This is a genomic window from Dickeya fangzhongdai (assembly GCF_002812485.1).
GTDB lineage: Bacteria > Pseudomonadota > Gammaproteobacteria > Enterobacterales > Enterobacteriaceae > Dickeya > Dickeya fangzhongdai.
Map to the genome: position 1 here is coordinate 1,295,482 of NZ_CP025003.1, position 20,286 is coordinate 1,315,767.

Sequence of the window (20,286 nt, forward strand, 5' to 3'; positions counted from 1 at the left end):
AGGTTGACCGAGCACTGTGATTTTTTGAGGTAACAAGATGCAAGTTTCAGTTGAAACCACTCAAGGCCTTGGGCGCCGCGTAACGATTACCGTTGCTGCTGACAGCATTGAGAATGCCGTTAAGAGCGAACTGGTCAATGTGGCTAAAAAAGTTCGTATCGATGGTTTCCGCAAAGGCAAAGTGCCGGCGAAAATTGTTGAGCAGCGCTACGGCGCATCCGTCCGTCAGGACGTGCTGGGCGATCTGATGCAGCGTCACTTCGTTGATGCCATCATCAAAGAAAAAATCAATCCGGCTGGCGCGCCGAACTATGTTCCGGGCGAGTACCAGATCGGTGGTGATTTTACCTACTCCGTAGAGTTCGAAGTTTATCCGGAAGTCGAGCTGAAAGATCTGGACACCATTGAGGTTGAAAAACCGCTGGTGGACGTTTCCGAATCCGACGTCGACGGCATGCTGGATACCCTGCGCAAACAGCAGGCAACCTGGAAAGAAACCGATCGCGCCGCGACTGCTGAAGACCGCGTAACCATCGATTTCACCGGTTCTGTCGGCGGTGAAGAATTCGAAGGCGGCAAAGCCTCCGATTTCGTTCTGGCTATGGGCCAGGGCCGTATGATCCCGGGCTTCGAAGACGGTATCGTTGGTCACAAAGCGGGCGATGAGTTCACCATCGAGGTGAAATTCCCGGAAGACTACCACGCTGAAAACCTGAAAGGTCAGGACGCTAAATTCGCCATCGTGCTGAAGAAAGTGGAAGAGCGTGAACTGCCGGAACTGACTGCCGATTTCATCAAACGTTTTGGCGTTGAAGACGGTTCTCTGGATGGCCTGCGCGCCGAAGTCCGCAAGAACATGGAACGCGAGCTGAAAGGCGCGATCCGCAACCGCGTGAAAACTCAGGTTATCGACGGTCTGGTCAAGGCGAACGACATTGATGTGCCGGCCGCACTGATCGACGGCGAAGTCGATGTGCTGCGTCGTCAGGCTGCTCAGCGTTTCGGCGGCAATGAGAAACAGGCTCTGGAACTGCCGCGCGAACTGTTCGAAGAGCAGGCTAAACGCCGCGTTGTTGTTGGCCTGCTGCTGGGCGAAGTGATCGCTTCCAACGAGCTGAAAGCCGACGAAGACCGCGTCAACGTGCTGATCGACGAAATCGCCTCTGCGTACGAAGATCCGCGTGAAGTGGTTGAGTACTACAAGAAAAACAAAGAAATGATGAACAATATGCGTAACGTTGCCCTGGAAGAACAGGCTATCGAAACGCTGTTGTCCAAGGCGAAAGTGGTAGAAAAAGCGGTCAGCTTCAACGAGCTGATGAATCAGACAACCGCTGCCTAATCACGCTTTTTCACCTGAAATCGTTTCTTCAAAAGCCCGCGGTTTATGCTGCGGGCTTTTTCTTCCCTGATGCGACAAACTGAACGGCCTGCCGACAGCTCCTGCCAAATCTGCACTATGATTAATAGCGATTAATCTATTGATGGCTGATTAATCAAGGCGCAATCAAACCCGCTTTCAGCGCAGGATATCGCTTTAACCAAAATGAATCGCTGGTGTAAGCTTGAAAAAGGATGCATCGGTCCCCAACTGGTTAATACCGCGTAGATTGCATCGTCAGGGAAACTCGCCCGATTCCGGCGACGGAGAGATGGCTAACTGCGTGTCTGAGCATGGTCATCACTTTCCATCTCAAGTAGAATCAGGCGGTATGCGCCAAATGCATTTTATCTAGGAGACGTTAATGTCATACAGTGGCGAACAAGAAAAACTGGCCCCTCACATGGCCTTGGTGCCGATGGTGGTTGAGCAGACTTCGCGTGGGGAGCGTTCTTACGATATCTATTCCCGACTCCTGAAGGAACGCGTGATCTTTTTGACCGGTCAGGTCGAGGATCACATGGCTAACCTGATTGTGGCGCAGATGCTGTTTCTGGAAGCCGAAAACCCTGAAAAAGATATCTATCTGTACATTAACTCTCCAGGGGGCGTGATTACCGCCGGCATGTCGATTTACGACACCATGCAATTTATTAAGCCGGATGTCAGCACCATCTGTATGGGGCAAGCGGCGTCGATGGGCGCTTTCCTGCTGACGGCGGGTACCAAGGGCAAGCGCTTCTGCCTGCCGAATTCCCGGGTGATGATCCACCAGCCGCTGGGCGGATTCCAGGGACAGGCGACGGATATCGAGATTCACGCTAAAGAGATCCTTAAGGTGAAGGCTCGGATGAACGAGTTGATGGCCAAACATACCGGTCAGCCTCTTGAAGCAATAGAAAGGGACACGGAGCGTGACCGTTTCCTCTCTGCCGCCGAGGCAGTAGACTATGGGTTGGTAGATTCTGTACTTACCCATCGTGAATAACGCCAGGGATGCGAAATAGCCAGATGACGCGGGGTGCCGGCCATTATGGTAGTAGGCTGGCGTTTGCTGTGGCGCGATTGCTATGTGGTTGGCCTGCGGGCAAGAGACTAGAGAAGAGGTTTGACTCATGACAGATAAGCGCAAAGACGGTTCAGGAAAACTGCTGTACTGTTCTTTCTGCGGCAAAAGCCAACACGAGGTTCGTAAGCTGATCGCCGGGCCGTCAGTGTATATCTGCGATGAATGTGTTGACTTGTGTAACGACATTATTCGCGAAGAAATTAAAGAAGTAGCGCCACACCGTGAGCGCAGTGCGTTACCGACGCCACACGAAATCCGCCGTCATCTGGACGATTATGTTATCGGTCAGGAACAGGCGAAAAAGGTGCTGGCGGTTGCTGTCTACAACCACTACAAACGTCTGCGTAATGGCGACAGCAATAATGGCGTCGAACTGGGCAAAAGCAACATCCTGCTGATCGGTCCGACCGGTAGCGGGAAAACATTGCTGGCGGAAACGCTGGCTCGTTTCCTGGATGTGCCTTTCACTATGGCTGACGCCACCACATTGACCGAAGCCGGTTATGTGGGCGAGGACGTTGAAAACATTATCCAGAAGCTGCTGCAGAAGTGTGACTACGATGTGCAGAAAGCGCAGCGCGGTATTGTCTACATCGATGAGATCGACAAGATTTCCCGTAAATCCGACAACCCGTCCATCACTCGCGACGTGTCCGGAGAAGGGGTGCAGCAGGCGTTGCTGAAGCTGATTGAAGGCACTATCGCCGCCGTTCCGCCGCAGGGTGGGCGTAAGCACCCGCAGCAGGAGTTTTTGCAGGTGGATACCTCCAAAATCCTGTTTATCTGTGGCGGTGCATTTGCCGGATTGGACAAGGTTATTGAACAGCGTACCGATACTGGTCGCGGCATTGGTTTCAACGCCACGGTGAAGGGCCTGTCCCAGAAGGCGACAGAAGGTGAACTGCTGAGCCAGGTAGAGCCGGGCGATTTGATCAAGTTTGGTCTTATCCCCGAGTTTATCGGGCGTTTGCCGGTGGTAGCGACGCTGAAAGAACTGGATGAGGAAGCGTTGATCCAGATCCTGCGCGAGCCGAAGAATGCGCTGACCAAACAGTATCAGGCGCTTTTCAAACTGGAAGGCGCGGAGCTGGAGTTCCGTGACGAAGCGTTGACCGCCATTGCGAAAAAAGCTATGGCGCGTAAGACCGGCGCTCGTGGTTTGCGCTCCATCGTAGAAGCGGCGTTGCTGGAAACCATGTACGACCTGCCTTCGCTGGAAAACGTGGATAAAGTGGTGATCGACGATTCTGTCATTTCGGGGCAAACCGAGCCGCTGCTGATTTACGGCAAGCCTGAAGCACAGCAGGCATCTGGCGAATAATTAGCCTAAAAAACAACGGTAAACGATAAAATGGGGGGTTTTAGCCCCCCATTTTTTTTTACACACGTTCAGTCGTTGAATGTGAGATATTTATCCCCATATACTCGATTACCTATAGGTGAAACCCGTGATGCCCGCGTTCACGGATTCCCTTAACCTGGCGGAAACGAAACTAAGAGAGAGCTCTATGAACCCTGAGCGTTCCGAACGCATAGAAATCCCCGTATTGCCGTTGCGCGATGTGGTGGTTTATCCGCACATGGTCATTCCGTTGTTTGTTGGTCGGGAGAAATCAATTCGGTGCCTTGAAGCGGCTATGGATCACGACAAAAAGATCATGCTGGTGGCACAGAAAGAAGCCTCAACGGATGAGCCTGGTGTTAACGATCTTTTCTCGGTAGGGACGGTCGCCTCTATTCTTCAAATGCTGAAACTGCCTGATGGTACCGTAAAGGTGCTGGTGGAAGGCTTGCAGCGAGCGCGCATCACGACACTCTCTGACAGCGGAGAACATTTTGCGGCCCAGGCGGAATACCTGGAGTCGCCGGCAATTGAAGAGCGTGAGCAGGAAGTGCTCATGCGCACGGCCATCAATCAGTTTGAAGGCTATATCAAACTGAATAAGAAAATTCCCCCTGAAGTATTAACGTCTCTTAATAGTATTGATGATGCGGCGCGTCTTGCCGATACCATCGCCGCGCACATGCCGCTGAAGCTGGCGGACAAACAGTCTGTGCTGGAAATGTCCGACGTGACCGAACGTCTGGAATACCTGATGGCGATGATGGAGTCCGAGATTGACCTGTTGCAGGTGGAGAAACGGATCCGCAGCCGCGTTAAAAAACAGATGGAAAAAAGCCAGCGCGAGTATTACCTGAATGAGCAGATGAAGGCCATTCAGAAAGAGCTGGGAGAAATGGATGACGCGCCTGACGAACAGGAAGCGCTGAAACGCAAGATCGAATCCGCCAGCATGCCGAAAGAGGCGCGTGAAAAAGCTGAAGCCGAGTTGCAGAAGCTGCGTATGATGTCGCCGATGTCGGCTGAGGCGACCGTGGTGCGCAGCTACATCGACTGGATGGTGCAGGTACCGTGGCAGGCGCGCAGCAAGGTGAAGAAAGATCTGGTTAAAGCCCAGGAGATGCTGGACAGCGACCACTATGGTCTGGAACGCGTCAAGGAACGTATCCTCGAATATCTGGCGGTGCAGAGCCGTGTCAGCAAGATCAGAGGGCCGATCCTGTGTCTGGTCGGGCCGCCGGGGGTGGGTAAAACCTCTCTGGGTCAGTCGATCGCCAAAGCCACCGGTCGTAAATATGTGCGTATGGCGTTGGGCGGCGTGCGTGATGAAGCGGAAATCCGTGGTCACCGCCGTACCTATATCGGTTCCATGCCGGGCAAGCTGATTCAGAAGATGGCCAAAGTGGGGGTGAAAAACCCGCTGTTCCTGTTGGATGAGATCGATAAGATGTCCTCCGATATGCGCGGCGACCCGGCTTCCGCTTTGCTGGAAGTGCTGGATCCGGAACAGAACGTGGCGTTTAACGATCACTATCTGGAAGTGGATTACGACCTGTCCGACGTGATGTTTGTGGCGACGTCCAACTCCATGAATATTCCAGCGCCGTTGCTGGATCGTATGGAAGTGATTCGTCTGTCCGGTTATACCGAGGACGAAAAACTCAATATCGCCCGCCAGCATTTGCTGCCGAAACAGATTGAGCGCAACGCCCTGAAAAAAGGCGAACTGACGGTCGAAGATAGCGCCATTATCGGCATTATTCGCTACTACACCCGCGAAGCCGGGGTGCGTAGTCTGGAGCGCGAGATCTCTAAACTGTGCCGTAAGGCGGTGAAATCGCTGATGATGGATAAAGCACTCAAGCATATCCAGATCACCGGCGATAACCTGAAGGAATATCTTGGCGTTCAACGCTACGATTACGGCCGTGCGGACGAAGAGAACCGCGTGGGTCAGGTAACGGGCCTTGCCTGGACGGAAGTGGGCGGCGACTTGCTGACCATCGAAACCGCCAGTGTGCCGGGCAAAGGCAAGCTGACCTATACCGGTTCGCTGGGTGAGGTCATGCAGGAGTCGATTCAGGCTGCGCTGACCGTAGTGCGCGCCAGAGCGGAAAAGCTGGGGATCAACTCCGACTTTTATGAAAAGCGCGATATCCACGTGCATGTGCCGGAAGGCGCTACGCCGAAAGACGGTCCGAGCGCCGGTATCGCCATGTGTACCGCACTGGTGTCCTGCCTGACCGGCAACCCGGTGCGCGCCGATGTGGCGATGACCGGTGAAATCACCCTGCGTGGGCTGGTACTGCCGATTGGCGGGTTGAAAGAGAAACTGCTGGCCGCGCATCGCGGCGGGATCAAGACCGTGCTGATTCCGGAAGAGAACAAGCGCGATCTGGAAGAGATTCCGCAGAATGTGATTGCCGATCTGGAGATTCACCCGGTCAAACGCATTGAGGAAGTGCTCACTATTGCTTTGCAGAACTCGCCTTATGGCATGGATGTGGTGAAGTCGGTAGCCAAAAAATAGTGACCTATCGCAAAAACCACTGAGAAAATAAAGGCTGGTAAGTAAAATGGTGCTTGCCAGCCTTTTTTCGTGCCGCTAAGTTAGAGCACTGTTGAGCCTGCTGGCTGGTAGTCTGCGGCTTGACTGAATTGATAAAGCTACGTGTTGCGCTGGGCGCTCTGGCGTAATGACAGTATTTCAGAGGGGATGAGAGTGTGAACAAGTCACAATTGATCGACAAAATTGCCGCAGATGCTGATATTTCCAAAGCGGCAGCAGGGCGTGTGTTGGATGCAATTATTGGGTCTGTTACTGAATCTCTGAAAGCAGGGGATGACGTTGCTTTAGTCGGTTTTGGTACGTTCTCCGTGCGTGAGCGCGCAGCACGCACCGGCCGTAACCCGCAAACCGGGAAAGAAATCAGCATTCCGGCCGCTAAAGTGCCGGGTTTCCGTGCTGGAAAAGCACTGAAAGACTCAGTGAATTGATGATTAAGTAGCAAAATCTGAGGTGGGACGGTTTTCCAGTCCAAACAACTACCTGACTCGGCGTACTGGGTAGGGTAAGATATAAGGCGCATCATGGTATGATGTGCCTTTTTTTACAGGTCATTAAGATTACTGTTATCAGGCAAATACTTGAGTGCGCCCTAGCCGAATGCGGCTATAGCAATAGCAGGGAGGCATGGCTACGGCCTGCGCAGGGGAAGTGTTATCCATTCTACAGCGGAGTGTTGTCACATTATGATGGACAATTTACGCGCGGCCGCTAACAACGTCGTGCTGAAAATTATTCTTGCCTTGATTATTGGTTCATTCGTGTTGACCGGCGTGGGGGATTACCTGATACGAGGTTCAGGCGATTACGCGGCCAAGGTGAATGGGCAGGAAATTACCCGGGCTCAGCTAGAGCAGGGCGTACAGAACGAACGCAGTCGTCAGCAAGAGATGCTGGGAGAGAATTTCTCCGCGCTGGCTGCCAACGAAGGGTATATGCAGCAGTTGCGCAGGCAGGTACTGTCACAGCTGATCGACGAAACGCTGGTTGTTCAATATTCCCATAATCTGGGACTGAATATCAGCGACGAACAGGTCAAACAGGCGATTTTCTCCGTGCCTGAGTTCCAGACCAACAACCGTTTCGATAATGATAAATACCTGGCGCAGGTGAGTCAGCTGGGGCTGACGCCGGATGCCTACGCGCAGTTTCTGCGCAAGCAGCTGTTAACCCAGCAATTGATTCGCGGGCTGGGCAATACTGACTTCGTATTGCAGCAGGAGCTCGATAACCTGGTGGCGATGGCGGCGCAGGATCGCACCATTCGCACGGCAACTATCGATCTGAGCGCTCGCGCCAAGAACCAGACCGTTTCTGATGAGGAAGTGAAAAACTTCTACGATCAGAACAAGGGTCGCTATCTGGCGCCTGAACAGTTCAAAGTCAGCTATATCATGCTGGATGCCGCTTCCATCATGGATAAAACCAAGGTGGATAACACCGATATCGCGGCCTACTACGAGCAGCATAAGAGTGAGTTCACCCAGCCGGAACGTAAAAAATACAGCGTCATTCAGTTGAAAACCGAAGCAGACGCCAGAGCCGCGCTGGAGCAACTGAAGAAAGGCGCTGATTTTGCCGCGTTGGCTAAAGAGAAATCTACCGACATCGTTTCCCGTCGCAACGGCGGTGACCTGGGTTGGATGGATAACGGCTCTACGGTAGATGAAATCAAACAGGCCGGTCTGAAAGAGAAAGGCCAGCTGTCTGACGTCATCAAATCCTCGGTCGGCTACCTGATTATTCGTCTGGATGATATTCAGGCGCAGCGCGTCAAGGCGCTGGACGAAGTTCGCGCCGATTTGGCGGAGAAGGTAAAACGCGAGAAAGCGCTGGATGCGTTCTATTCTCTGCAGCAGAAAATCAGCGAAGCCGCCAGCAATGATAATGAATCGTTGGTCTCCGCTGAGAAAGTCGCCAATATCAAAGCGGTTCAGACCGACTGGTTTACGCGTGACAATGTGCCGGCTGCACTGAACTTCCAGCCGGTCACCCAGGCTATTTTCGGTGGTTCGCTAGTCGGCGAGAATGGCACGCCGGGTAATAACTCGGATGTGATCAGCGTTGAAGGCGACCGTGCGTTTGTATTGCGCGTGACCGAACATAAACCGGAGGCGACCCAGTCGCTGGATCAGGTGCGCGATCAGGTGGTTCAGACGCTGAAACGCCAGAAAGCCGAACAACAGGCCAAGGTTGAAGCTGAAAAGATTATGGCTGACCTTTATCAGGGGAAAACCGACAGCATGACGGCTGCTGGCCTGAGCTTTAGCGCAGCGAAAGAGATGTCCTCTACCGGGCAGACCGATGCGCTGGCCGAAACGGTGTTTGCGATGCAGCAGCCGAAGAAAGACAAGCCTTCTTACGCGGTGGCTCAGGATCAGGCCGGCAATGTCGTGCTGATCGCGCTGGACGCAGTGAAACCGCATGTCTTGTCGGATGATCAGAAGAAACAGTTCGGCGCCCAGGTGGAACAGAGTTCTGTAGGCGCGCTGTTTGACACCCTGCTGACGAGCCTGCGCAGTCAGGCGAAGATCAAGTACGGTAGCGCTGCGCAAGAAGTGCAATAAACCTCGCAGAATTTTGCAAATCACTGCAACATCCAAAGGCCGCTTTCGCGGCCTTTTCCACATTTTTAGTTTGCTGTTTGCCGTGTTTTGAAGGCTCGGGCATTGTGACCGGGCTGTCAAACACAAGGAGGAAGCAGCATGAAAAATTCAGGAATTAAAGCGTTATGTCTGATTGTGGGGATGAGTTTTGCCGGGGTATCAACGTGGCTTCATGCCGCGCCAGCCGTGACGGCGCCGGATAAAACCGGCGTCGCTGCGGTGAAATCCGCTTCGCCGGAGCAGAAGCTTGAAAAGGCGACCACGTCGGCGACAGATGAAGAGGAAGTGAGTATTAACACCGCAACGGCGGAACAACTGGCCGCGGCGCTCAATGGGGTAGGACTGAAAAAGGCGCAGGCGATTGTGTCTTATCGTGAGCAAAATGGGCCGTTTACCCAGATTGAACAACTGCAGGAAGTGCCGGGAATCGGCAGTGCGCTGATCGAGCGTAACCAGTCCCGCTTGCGCCTGTAAGTCGGAGCATCGTCGGGGAAAACTGGCAAAAATGCAATTCCCCGACAGTAGCGAAAACTGAATGTGAAAGATCAGTACCAGACGAGCGTTGGCTTGTCTGGTACCGGTACCTTCATTTCAGACCGGTTTTGTGCTTCAGGGAAGCCATCACGGCCGATGGATTATGCTGGTATTCCGCCAGCCCTTTTGCCCGCAGGTGGCATGCAGCGCACTGCCCGCACCCCGTTCCTTTAATGCCGTTGTAGCAGGTAAGCGTATGGTTTCTAACGGTATCAAGCTGTTGATAATAGTCCGCCAGCGCCCAGGTTTCTGCCTTGTTGAGCCACATCAGCGGTGTGACAAAGCGAATATCTCTTGCCAGACCCAACGTTACCGCCTGATTCAACGCCTTGACGAATTCGTCACGACAGTCGGGGTAGCCGGAAAAGTCGGTTTCGCAGACGCCGGTGATAACGGTATCCGCGCCCACCTGATAGGCGTAAATCGAGGCCAGCGTCAGAAAAAGAATGTTTCGACCGGGAACAAAGGTACTGGGCAACCCGTCGGCATTGGCATCAAATTCGGGGACAGGGATATTGTCACGGGTCAGGCTACTGACCGCCAGTTCGTTGAGCAAGCCGACATTCAGCACCTTGTGCGCTCTGGCTCCCAACGTCTGCGCCAGCTCCGCGGCGACGTCGATTTCAGCGCGGTGGCGTTGCCCGTAATCAAATGTGACGCAATGGACTTCATCATACTGCTGCAGGGCCTGTATCAGGCAGGTGGTGGAATCCTGTCCACCACTGAAAACTACAACTGCGCTTGTCATTCTCGTTCACCCTCATGCGTGGGAGCCGCCAGGCGGCCGCTATCCGTCAACCATATTCTGGCGGCTATGGTACCTGAAATCCCGGCGCAGTTCAGCGTAAGGGGAACGCGGCCTCCCGGGATAGCGTCACGGAATTCGATATCCTTCAGTCAGTTGCTGAAGATAAGGGGTGATATCGCCAATCTGGGCGCGTACCCAATCCTGATTGTAGTAAGTGTCGAGATAGCGCTCGCCGCTGTCGCACAGCAACGTGACGATCGCACCGCGGCGCCCCTCCGCCACCATCTGCCCGGCCAGTTGCAGCATACCCCAGACGTTGGTACCGGTGGACGGGCCGACCTTGCGCCCCAGAATCCGTTCCAGCCAGTAAAGGGTGGCGATACTGGCGGCGTCGGGCACTTTCATCATGTCGTCGATCACGCCGGGGATAAACGACGGCTCGGCGCGCGGGCGGCCGATGCCTTCGATACGGCTGCTGCATTTCCCGGTGAGTGTGCGATCTTGCTGGCGATAGCAGTCGTAGAACACCGAGTTTTCCGGATCCACCACCACCAGTTGCGTATCCAAACCTTTGTAACGGATGTAGCGCCCCAGCGTGGCGGAAGTACCGCCCGTGCCCGCGCTCATCACCAAATAGTCCGGTACCGGGAACGGTTCACGTTCCATTTGCCGGTAGATGCTGTCCGCGATGTTGTTATTGCCGCGCCAGTCGGTAGCGCGTTCGGCGTACGTGAACTGATCCATGTAGTGGCCGTGCAGCTCTTTGGCCAGCGCTTCGGAGGCGGCGTAAATCTGGCCGGATTGTTCAACGAAATGGCAATTCCCGCCATAGAACGTGATTTGTTCGATTTTTCGTCTGGCTGTACAGGCAGGCATCACGGCAATAAACGGCAGTCCCAGCAAGCGGGCGAAATAGGCTTCCGACACGGCGGTACTGCCGGACGAGGCCTCAATAATCGGCGTGCCCTCGTTAATCCAGCCGTTGCACAGACCGTACAGAAACAGGGAGCGGGCAAGGCGGTGTTTCAGACTGCCGCTCGGATGCGTGCTCTCATCCTTGAGGTAAAAGTAGATGCCGGGGTAGTCCGGCAAGGTCAGGCGAATCAGGTGAGTGTCTGCCGAACGTTGAAAATCGGCCTCAATCGCGCTGACGGCGTCGCGTACCCAGGTGCTGGTCATGTGATGTTGTCCTGCTGAATAAGAATTATGTTTTCAAAGTCTGTTTCGCCATCCGACGCAACGCGTACGCACAATGGCGAGGATAGGATTTAGCGTATCGTTTTTTGCAGAAAAAAAGATTGCCTTTTTGTTTTTAAAAAGGGCTAATGAGAGAAAATTTTTCTCTTTTATGTCGATATGCTGGATAAAACCGATCGTATGCTGCTGTCATTGCTACAGCAGGATTGTACTCTGTCGTTGCAGGCGCTGGCCGAGGCGGTGAACCTGACGTCCACTCCTTGCTGGAAACGGCTAAAACGGCTGGAAGATGACGGGTACATCAAGTCCCGCGTCGCTTTGCTGGATAATGAAAAGCTGGGGCTGGGGCTGACGGCATTTGTGTTGTTGAAAACCCAGCAGCACAATAGCGCCTGGTACCAGGAGTTTTCCCATTTTGTCTCCGATATGCCGGAGGTGCTGGCGTTTTACCGTATGGCGGGAGAATACGATTATCTGATGCAGGTTCAGGTGGCGGATATGAAAAGCTATGACGCTTTTTACAAACGGTTGGTCAATGGCATACCGGGGTTGGTTGATGTCACATCCAGTTTCGCTATGGAGTGCATGAAACAGACAACGGCTTTGCCCCTGCAGGTATAAAATTTATTCGCCATACACTTTATGTATAATAATCTGTTCCCTGCATCATAATTCTGTAGCTAATGGACTGAAATCGCGTGAGACTTTTTGTTCAACTAGGATGGTATTTCCGCCGTGAATGGAAGCGCTATCTGGGGGCGGTAATCCTATTGATTGTGATTGCTATCCTGCAATTGCTGCCGCCCAGACTGGTTGGCATCATTGTCGACGGCGTAACGCAGCGTCAAATGGCCACGACCACGGTACTGTGGTGGATTGGCGGGATTCTTCTGGTTGCGTTATTGACCTATCTGTTGCGCTATTTCTGGCGCATCTGGCTATTTGGCGCAGCCTATCAACTGGCCGTTGAGCTGCGTGAAGATTTCTATCGCCAACTGAGCCGACAGCATCCTGCTTTTTACCTTCGCCATCGCACCGGAGACCTGATCGCTCGCGCGACCAATGACGTGGACCGGGTGGTCTTCGCCGCCGGGGAAGGGGTGTTGACGCTGGTGGATTCGCTGGTGATGGGGTGCGCGGTACTGGTGGTGATGTGTACCCAACTCAGTTGGCAACTGACGCTAATAGCGCTGGCGCCGATGCCGCTGATGGCGGTGATCATCAAACGTTATGGTACGCAGTTGCATCAGCGTTTCAAAGACGCGCAGGCGGCATTCTCCTCGCTCAATGACCATGCCCAGGAGAGCCTCACCAGTATCCGCATGATTAAAGCGTTTGGTCTGGAAGATCACCAGTCAGGCAGTTTCGCCCGGGTCGCCGCCGACGCCGGTCAGAAAAACATGCGAGTGGCGCGGGTGGATGCGCGTTTCGACCCGACGATTTATATCGCGGTGGCCTTCTGCAACCTGCTGGCGGTAGGGGGCGGCAGTTGGATGGTGATTAATGGTTCTATGACGTTGGGGTCGTTGACCAGTTTTGTGATGTACCTTGGCCTGATGATTTGGCCGATGCTGGCGCTGGCCTGGATGTTTAATATTGTCGAGCGCGGCAGCGCCGCCTATAGCCGCATCCGTCAGCTCTTGTCTGAGGCTCCGGTGGTGGTGGATGGCTCTCAGGCGCTGCCTGCCCAGCCGGGAACGCTGGTTGCGGAGATTACTGCCTTCCATTACCCGGGGCATTCGGCGTCGGTGCTCAATGATGTCCGTTTTACGCTGGCGCCGGGGAAAACCCTGGGGCTTTGCGGCCCGACCGGTTCCGGCAAGAGTACGCTGCTGGCATTGCTGCTGCGTTATTTTGATGTCGAACAAGGGCAGATTACCTATCACCAACAGCCATTAAACCAGATTCGACTGGATGAGCTGCGAAGCCGATTTGCAGTAGTCGGCCAGACGCCGTTCCTGTTTTCGGACTCGGTAGCCAACAATATTGCGCTGGGACGCCCTGATGCTTCCCAACAACAGATTGAAGAAGCGGCGCGGCTGGCAAACGTGCATGACGATATTCTTCGCTTGCCGCAGGGGTATCAGACCGAAGTCGGCGAACGGGGGGTGATGCTGTCTGGTGGCCAGAAACAGCGCATCGCCATTGCCCGTGCGCTGCTGTTGGAGGCTGAAGTGCTGGTGCTGGATGATGCGTTGTCTGCGGTGGATGGTCGCACGGAGCACCAGATTTTGAGTAATTTGCGTCAGTGGGGGCAGAGGCGAACGCTAATTATCAGCGCGCATCGTTTGTCGGCGCTGGTGGATGCCGATGAAATTCTGGTGTTGCAGCAAGGGCATGTCGCGCAATGCGGCGATCATGGGCAACTGTCGCAGCAGGCCGGCTGGTATCGCGATATGTATCGTTATCAACAACTGGAAGCCGCGCTGGATGATTCACCCCATGAGGAGCGACCGCATGAGTAATTCCCGGGCATTATGGCCGACGCTGAAGCGGTTGCTGGCTTACGGTCTGCCGTGGAAAAAAACGGTAGGGGCCGGAGTTTTGCTGCTGTGGGTGGCGGCGGGCGCGGAAGTAGCGGGGCCGGTACTGGTCAGCTATTTCATTGACCATCTGGTGAGCAAAGGCGAATTTCCGCTGATGATGGCGGCCGGGTTGGCGGCAGGGTATATCGTGCTGCAGGGGATTGCGGCGCTATTGCATTATGTTCAGGCGCTGATGTTCAACCGGGTGGCGGTTGGCGTCGTGCAACAGCTGCGCATTGATGTGATGGATGCGGCGTTGCGTCAACCGTTAGCGGTGTTCGATACCCAACCGGTCGGGCAATTGATCTCACGCGTGACCAACGATACGGAAGTGGTTCGTGATCTGTATGTGATGGTAGTGGGCAGCGTGTTGCGCAGCGCGGCGCTGATTGGGGCGATGTTGATAGCCATGTTCAGTCTGGACTGGCGCATGGCGCTGGTGGCGCTGACCATTTTTCCGGCGGTCGCGATTGTCATGGTGATTTATCAACGCTACAGCACGCCGATTGTCCGGCGGATGCGCAGTTACCTGGCGGACATCAACGATGGTTTCAACGAGTCCATCAGCGGCATGAGCGTTATCCAGCAGTTTCGCCAGCAGATACGGTTTGGCAAAAAGCTGAGTGACGCCAGTTGGTCGCATTATGATGCGCGCATGCAGACGCTACGGCTGGACGGTTTCCTGTTGCGCCCGCTGTTGAGCCTGTTTTCGGCATTGGTGATGTGCGGTCTGTTGCTGCAGTTTGGGTTCAGTTCGGTCGGTTCCGTCGGGGTGGGGGTGCTGTATGCCTTTATCAACTATCTGGGGCGTCTGAATGAGCCGCTGATTGAACTCACCACCCAGCAGTCAATGTTGCAGCAGGCTGTAGTCGCGGGAGAGCGTATTTTTGAGCTGATGGACGGCGCCCGCCAGCGTTATGGTGACGATGTTCGTGCGCTGGAGAGCGGGCGTATCGATATCAATCAGATGACGTTTTCCTACCATAAAGGCAAACCGGTGCTGCATGACATCGAGTTGCACGTGCCGGATCGCGGATTTGTCGCGTTGGTTGGGCATACCGGCAGTGGTAAGAGCACGCTGGCAAGTCTGCTAATGGGGTATTACGTGCCGGATAGCGGGGAAATCCGTCTCGATGATCGTCCGTTGCCGACGTTGTCGCATCAGGTGCTGCGTCAGCATGTGGCAATGGTGCAACAGGACCCGGTAGTGCTGGCTGATTCCATGTACGCCAATGTCACGCTGGGGCGCGACATCAGTGAGGAAAACGTCTGGCAGGTGCTGGAAGCGGTGCAACTGGCGCCGCTGGTGCGAGACATGCCGGAAGGTCTTCATACTCGTATCGGCGAGCAGGGGAACAACCTGTCGGTTGGGCAAAAACAGTTGCTGGCGCTGGCCAGAGTGCTGGTGGCGGCTCCCAGAATTCTGATTCTGGATGAAGCGACCGCCAATATCGATTCCGGTACCGAGCAGGCTATCCAGCGGGCATTGCGATTGGTGCGTTCTCATACCACGCTGGTGGTGATCGCACATCGCCTGTCAACCATTGTCGAGGCGGACAACATTCTGGTGCTGCACCACGGTAAAACGGTGGAGCAGGGAACGCACGAACAGTTGCTGACGAAGGAAGGGCGTTATTACCAGATGTACCAGTTGCAGCAGGCGAGCCGAGAGTTGGCCTTTTCGCAACCGCACGATTCTTCCGAACTGATATCTCAGGCACCATGACTGCCAACGCAGTGCAGCGTTTCGCACCATAATTTGGCAGAGCCCGCCTTGTTGTGCAGTGCGCTGCACTGAAACCAAGCGCGATGCACTATTTTTGTGCGTCGCGCGCTCCTGTTTTTCCTGTTCATTGTCCATACTTCATACAGTCATCTTCCGTTCTGTCCCTAACGGGTCGCGTTTTATCGCTTTTGCTTCGGCTCAACATTTATGGCACACGATTTGCTTTAAGTGATTCGTGGACATATTTGAGAGTGACGGGCGCAGGCCTGAACTTACATGGTTAGGGGGATGAGGATGAAACTGGTTACTGTGGTAATTAAACCGTTCAAGCTGGAAGACGTACGCGAAGCATTGTCTTCTGTAGGCATCCAGGGGCTCACCGTCACTGAGGTGAAAGGGTTTGGGCGTCAGAAAGGGCATGCGGAACTGTATCGTGGCGCGGAGTACAGCGTTAACTTTTTGCCAAAAGTGAAAATTGACATCGCGATCGCCGACGACCAGTTGGATGAAGTTATCGATGTCATCAGTAAAGCCGCCTACACCGGTAAGATTGGCGATGGCAAAATCTTTGTCGCGGAACTGCAGCGTGTCATCCGTATCCGCACCGGCGAAACTGACGAAGCCGCACTATAACAATTACCTGATTTAGCCTTATTAAATAGGGATGAAGAGAAAATGAAGAAACTTTCCTTGTCATTAGGTTTAGGAGCGGCTGCCATGCTTCCTGCATGGGTCATGGCGGATACGCCGGCGCCTGTGGCGGACAAAGCGGACAATGCGTTCATGATGATTTGTACCGCATTGGTGCTGTTCATGACGATTCCTGGATTGGCGCTGTTTTACGGCGGCCTGATTCGTAGCAAAAACGTGCTGTCCATGCTGACTCAGATTATGGTGGCTTTTGCGCTGGTCTGCATTCTGTGGGTGATTTATGGCTACAGCGTGGCATTCAGTACAGGCAGCCCGTTCTTCGGCAGCCTGACCAATTTCATGCTGAATGGCATTGATATCAACTCTGTCAGCGGTACTTTCTACCAGTTTATCCATGTGGCTTATCAGGCGTCCTTTGCCTGCATTACCGTGGGGCTGGTGATTGGTGCGCTGGGTGAGCGTATTCGTTTCTCTGCCGTACTGATCTTCTCCGCACTGTGGTTCACCTTGTCTTATCTGCCGATGACCCACATGGTATGGGGCGGCGGTTATCTGGCGGCAGACGGCGCGCTGGACTTCGCTGGCGGCACCGTTGTACACATCAACGCCGCTGTGGCTGGTCTGGTTGGCGCGTTGCTGTTGGGCAAACGTGTCGGTTTCGGCAAAGAGGCTTTCAAGCCGCATAATCTGCCGATGGTATTCCTGGGCACCGCTATCCTGTATATCGGCTGGTTCGGTTTCAACGCCGGTTCTGCCGCTGCCGCCAACAACATCGCGGGTCTGGCGTTCCTGACCACCGTGGTGGCAACAGCCGCTGCGATTCTGGCCTGGGTCGTTGGCGAGTGGATTAGTCGCGGTAAACCGTCTCTGCTGGGCGCCTGTTCTGGCTGTATCGCCGGTCTGGTTGCCATCACGCCGGCCGCAGGCACTGTGGGTATCGGCGGCGCGATGATTATCGGCTTTGCCGGTGGTTTTGCTGGCCTGTGGGGTGTGACCGTACTGAAAAAATGGCTGCGCGTCGACGATCCGTGCGATGTGTTCGGGGTGCACGGCGTATGCGGCATCGTCGGATGTCTGCTGACCGGCGTGTTCACCGCCGCGTCGCTGGGTGGTACCGGTTATGCGCAGGGTGTGACCATGGCTCATCAGGTATGGGTACAGCTGTTTAGCGTGATCGTCGCTATCGTGTGGTCCGGCGTCGCCGCGTTCATCTCCTTCAAGGTTGCAGACATTGCTGTCGGTCTGCGTGTACCGGAAGAACAAGAGCGTGAAGGTCTGGACGTCAACAGCCACGGCGAAAACGCATACAACCAGTAATTCCCGTTCGGTAGCGGATAATAACGGTTACCGTCATATACCAAACAAAAAACCACCTTGAAAAAGGTGGTTTTTTTACGTCTGACGCTGGGCTATTGACCGTGACGCCGGATGACGCCTTCCTGCACGCTGGATGCCACCAGCACCCCTTCACGGGTATAGAACTGGCCGCGAACAAACCCGCGGGCGCCGGAAGCCGAGGGGCTTTCGACAGAGTAAAGCAACCAGTCATCCAGCCGGAACGGCCGGTGGAACCACATCGCGTGGTCAATGGTTGCGACTTGCATTCCTCGTTCCAGAAACCCCACGCCATGCGGTTGCAGCGCCGTGAGCAGAAAATGACAATCGGAGGTATAACCAAGCAGATATTGGTGGGTTCGCTCGTCATCCGGCATGGTGCCGTTGGCCCGGCACCACACCTGTCTGACTGGCGGAGCGGCTTCACCTTTCAACGGGTTATGAAATTTTATCGGGCGAATCTCTATCGGCCTGTCATTGGTAAAAACCTGGCGCATAACCGGCGGAATCAGATGTTCCATACTACGGGCGATGTCCTGCTCTGACGGCAAGTCGTCGGGCGGCGTCACTTGCGGCATGTCGCACTGGTGCTCAAAGCCGCTTTCCCGTGTCTGGAAAGAAGCGGTCATGTAAAAAATCGAACGGCCGTTCTGAATAGCGCTGACGCGTCTGGCGCTAAAACTGTTGCCGTCCCGCAGTGTCTCCACATCGTAGATAATCGGTTTCTGACTGTCGCCGGGAAGCAGGAAGTAGCTGTGAAACGAATGAATGAAGCGGTCAGCCGGCACGGTCTGTTTAGCGGCAGATAGCGCCTGACCGACCACCTGACCGCCGAATACCTGGCGTAACCCCAGATCCTGACTCTGGCCGCGGAACAGGCCTTCTTCCAGTTTTTCCAGATTTAACAACTCGAGAAGATTTTGTAATGCCTGGCTCATAGCTCTGCCTTTGGGTTAATAGTTCTGCATTTGGGTTAATCGTGATTACGCGAATGGCTCGTCGTGCGCTAAAAGAACGCTTTCCATCGAATTCAGACATGAAGATACTGGCAGGTTCCGGGATGTTAATGTGATTACACGATAACTATCGGAATTTTCCACCATAATTGTTATGCCGGTTGGTTCATACTTCTTAACAGGTGGCGGTTTTTCTGACCGTCATCCTGATAAAATAATTAAGGAGACTTACCTATGAGATTATGGCATATCTTTGGTGGTATTACGGTATCGATCGCGCTCTCCGGGTGTGTGAATAACCATGGTGTTGCTCCTGAAGCGACTGCGCCGGCAACGGGGCAGACTCAGACTCTTTCTCAACCTGTTAGCGGCATGCCCGCTGTGACCGGCACAGTCAATATTCGCCAAAAAATCGCGTTGCCGCCGGATTCGGTGCTGACGGTGACCGTATCCGATGCGTCGATTCCGGATGCACCTTCAAAAGTGATCTCTCAGCGGGTTATCCGCACGGAAGGGCAGCAGGCGCCATTCCGGTTTGTGCTGCCTTATAACCCGGCGGAAATCCGGCCGGACGCCCGTATCCTGCTCAGTGCCGCCGTTGCCATTAACCACCGGGTGACATTGATTACCGAGCATGTGATGCCGGTGGTCAGCAATGGGGTGAATAATGCCGATCTGACACTGATACCGGTTCCGACTGTACCGGTGCCGGCGAAGTCCGGCGGGTTTCTGACGCCGAATGCACCGGCAGCGTCCGATGAGGGTGTTTCAGATTCGTCATCACAATCCTATTAATATTGTTAATCACGCTGGCGGTGCCTGCTTACAGGACATCCTGCACGTACCGCCAGCGAAATCTCTCCAGATCGATCTTCCCTTCCAAATCCAGTATCACCCCTTCAGATTGAAGGGCCGATTTTTGCCGCTGAAAATCCGGGCCGGTAAGCGAAATCTCTCCTTTTCGATTAATCACCCGATACCAGGGTAGCTGGCTGCCTGTGGGGAGCCCCCGCAGTATACCACCTACCTGCCGTGCGGCTCGGGCCGAGCCGGCAAGACGAGCGACATCGCCATAGGTAACGACGCAGCCGTAAGGAATGGCGGCGATAACGTGGATGACTCGCTGACGAAAATTGTCCGCTTCGGTAATCATGGCGGGATCCAATATGTTGAAACCGGTAGAGAATGAACGGTATCAGCAGTATAAAAGCTGGCGATGGGTAAGAAAACAGCGGTTAGGCGGCGGCAACTTGCAATTGCCCAGTTCATCACCGATAATGCCCTCCGCTCCACAACTGTGGAGCTGTCAATGGAGGCCCCGTTGGTTCTCCCGCAACACTAACCTGTGGACCCGGTCAGGTCCGGAAGGAAGCAGCCGCAGCAGGCGACGTGTGTGCCGGGATGTAGCTGGCGGGGCCTCCACCATTTTATCTCTCTCCCTCTGGCTTCAACATTATTTCTAATATCCCCGCCTGATGTTTTATCAATAAAAGGTACAACGTTTTTTATACGATAAATTCGGTGAAAAGGTTTTTAATCAGAAAGGTTCGATTTAATTCTGGGGAGAGTGAATGAATTAATAAAGAGAAATTTAAGTAATGCGTGATACTTCTTGTTACAAAGGGGGTGTTATTCTTTACAGTTCATAAA

17 protein-coding genes and 1 other RNA gene are annotated in these 20,286 nt (G+C 54.2%); 14 read left to right on the forward strand and 4 right to left on the reverse strand.

Features of this window, described 5'->3' with window-relative positions:
- Positions 1–37 precede the first annotated feature (37 nt).
- The 7 genes from tig (at position 38) to CVE23_RS06030 (ending at position 9,438) form a co-directional block, all read left to right on the forward strand.
- Positions 38–1,342 carry a trigger factor gene (gene tig, locus CVE23_RS06000; protein ID WP_100849111.1) on the forward strand — a complete coding sequence of 435 codons (1,305 nt, stop codon included), beginning with the start codon at positions 38–40 and terminating at the stop codon, positions 1,340–1,342.
- Positions 1,343–1,745: 403 nt separating this feature from the next.
- Positions 1,746–2,369, forward strand: coding sequence for an ATP-dependent Clp endopeptidase proteolytic subunit ClpP (gene clpP / locus CVE23_RS06005; protein WP_038918189.1), 624 nt, complete (start codon positions 1,746–1,748; stop codon positions 2,367–2,369).
- Between the two features lie 127 nt (positions 2,370–2,496).
- Positions 2,497–3,771, forward strand: a complete 1,275-nt coding sequence (clpX, locus tag CVE23_RS06010) for an ATP-dependent protease ATP-binding subunit ClpX (RefSeq protein WP_038661234.1) — start codon at positions 2,497–2,499, stop codon at positions 3,769–3,771.
- 187 nt (positions 3,772–3,958) lie between these two features.
- Positions 3,959–6,322: an endopeptidase La gene (gene lon, locus CVE23_RS06015; protein ID WP_013316856.1), complete on the forward strand. Its 2,364-nt coding sequence runs from the start codon at positions 3,959–3,961 to the stop codon at positions 6,320–6,322.
- 194 nt (positions 6,323–6,516) lie between these two features.
- Entirely contained in the window at positions 6,517–6,789 is a 273-nt protein-coding gene (gene hupB, locus CVE23_RS06020; protein ID WP_012770737.1) for a nucleoid-associated protein HU-beta, read from the forward strand.
- Positions 6,790–7,044: 255 nt separating this feature from the next.
- Positions 7,045–8,925 (forward strand): peptidylprolyl isomerase, encoded by a 1,881-nt coding sequence (ppiD, locus tag CVE23_RS06025; RefSeq protein WP_038918191.1) that lies wholly within the window; start codon positions 7,045–7,047, stop codon positions 8,923–8,925.
- A gap of 138 nt (positions 8,926–9,063) precedes the next feature.
- Positions 9,064–9,438 carry a ComEA family DNA-binding protein gene (locus CVE23_RS06030; RefSeq protein WP_038918192.1) on the forward strand — a complete coding sequence of 125 codons (375 nt, stop codon included), beginning with the start codon at positions 9,064–9,066 and terminating at the stop codon, positions 9,436–9,438.
- Between the two features lie 112 nt (positions 9,439–9,550).
- Here the strand turns inward: CVE23_RS06030 and queC are convergent, their stop codons facing one another.
- Both queC and CVE23_RS06040 read right to left on the reverse strand, forming a co-directional pair.
- Positions 9,551–10,246: a 7-cyano-7-deazaguanine synthase QueC gene (queC, locus tag CVE23_RS06035; protein ID WP_100849112.1), complete on the reverse strand. Its 696-nt coding sequence runs from the start codon at positions 10,244–10,246 to the stop codon at positions 9,551–9,553.
- A gap of 126 nt (positions 10,247–10,372) precedes the next feature.
- Positions 10,373–11,425, reverse strand: a complete 1,053-nt coding sequence (locus tag CVE23_RS06040) for a PLP-dependent cysteine synthase family protein (protein ID WP_038661218.1) — start codon at positions 11,423–11,425, stop codon at positions 10,373–10,375.
- 177 nt (positions 11,426–11,602) lie between these two features.
- Between CVE23_RS06040 and CVE23_RS06045 the strand changes: the two genes are divergently transcribed.
- The 5 genes from CVE23_RS06045 to amtB all read left to right on the forward strand — a co-directional run bounded on the left by CVE23_RS06045 (position 11,603) and on the right by amtB (position 17,662).
- Positions 11,603–12,064, forward strand: a complete 462-nt coding sequence (locus CVE23_RS06045; RefSeq protein ID WP_013316862.1) for an Lrp/AsnC family transcriptional regulator — start codon at positions 11,603–11,605, stop codon at positions 12,062–12,064.
- 77 nt (positions 12,065–12,141) lie between these two features.
- Positions 12,142–13,908: a SmdA family multidrug ABC transporter permease/ATP-binding protein gene (locus tag CVE23_RS06050; RefSeq protein WP_049842512.1), complete on the forward strand. Its 1,767-nt coding sequence runs from the start codon at positions 12,142–12,144 to the stop codon at positions 13,906–13,908.
- Positions 13,901–15,694: a SmdB family multidrug efflux ABC transporter permease/ATP-binding protein gene (locus CVE23_RS06055; RefSeq protein ID WP_100849113.1), complete on the forward strand. Its 1,794-nt coding sequence runs from the start codon at positions 13,901–13,903 to the stop codon at positions 15,692–15,694. The genes CVE23_RS06050 and CVE23_RS06055 overlap by 8 nt, the downstream gene beginning before the upstream one ends.
- Positions 15,695–15,988: 294 nt before the next feature.
- The gene (gene glnK, locus CVE23_RS06060; protein WP_002208627.1) at positions 15,989–16,327 is read left to right on the forward strand and encodes a P-II family nitrogen regulator; all 339 of its coding nucleotides are present in this window, start codon (positions 15,989–15,991) and stop codon (positions 16,325–16,327) included.
- 42 nt (positions 16,328–16,369) lie between these two features.
- Entirely contained in the window at positions 16,370–17,662 is a 1,293-nt protein-coding gene (amtB, locus tag CVE23_RS06065; protein WP_038661206.1) for an ammonium transporter AmtB, read from the forward strand.
- Positions 17,663–17,754: 92 nt separating this feature from the next.
- Here amtB and tesB read toward each other — a convergent pair whose 3' ends face one another.
- Positions 17,755–18,618, reverse strand: coding sequence for an acyl-CoA thioesterase II (gene tesB / locus CVE23_RS06070; RefSeq protein WP_100849114.1), 864 nt, complete (start codon positions 18,616–18,618; stop codon positions 17,755–17,757).
- A gap of 252 nt (positions 18,619–18,870) precedes the next feature.
- On the opposite strand from tesB, the gene CVE23_RS06075 reads away from it, so the two are divergent.
- Entirely contained in the window at positions 18,871–19,431 is a 561-nt protein-coding gene (locus CVE23_RS06075; RefSeq protein ID WP_049854165.1) for a YbaY family lipoprotein, read from the forward strand.
- A gap of 28 nt (positions 19,432–19,459) precedes the next feature.
- Here the strand turns inward: CVE23_RS06075 and CVE23_RS06080 are convergent, their stop codons facing one another.
- The gene (locus CVE23_RS06080; RefSeq protein ID WP_100849115.1) at positions 19,460–19,789 is read right to left on the reverse strand and encodes an MGMT family protein; all 330 of its coding nucleotides are present in this window, start codon (positions 19,787–19,789) and stop codon (positions 19,460–19,462) included.
- A gap of 166 nt (positions 19,790–19,955) precedes the next feature.
- On the opposite strand from CVE23_RS06080, the gene ffs reads away from it, so the two are divergent.
- An RNA gene (ffs, locus tag CVE23_RS06085) (signal recognition particle sRNA small type) lies at positions 19,956–20,052 on the forward strand.
- Positions 20,053–20,286: the final 234 nt, after the last annotated feature.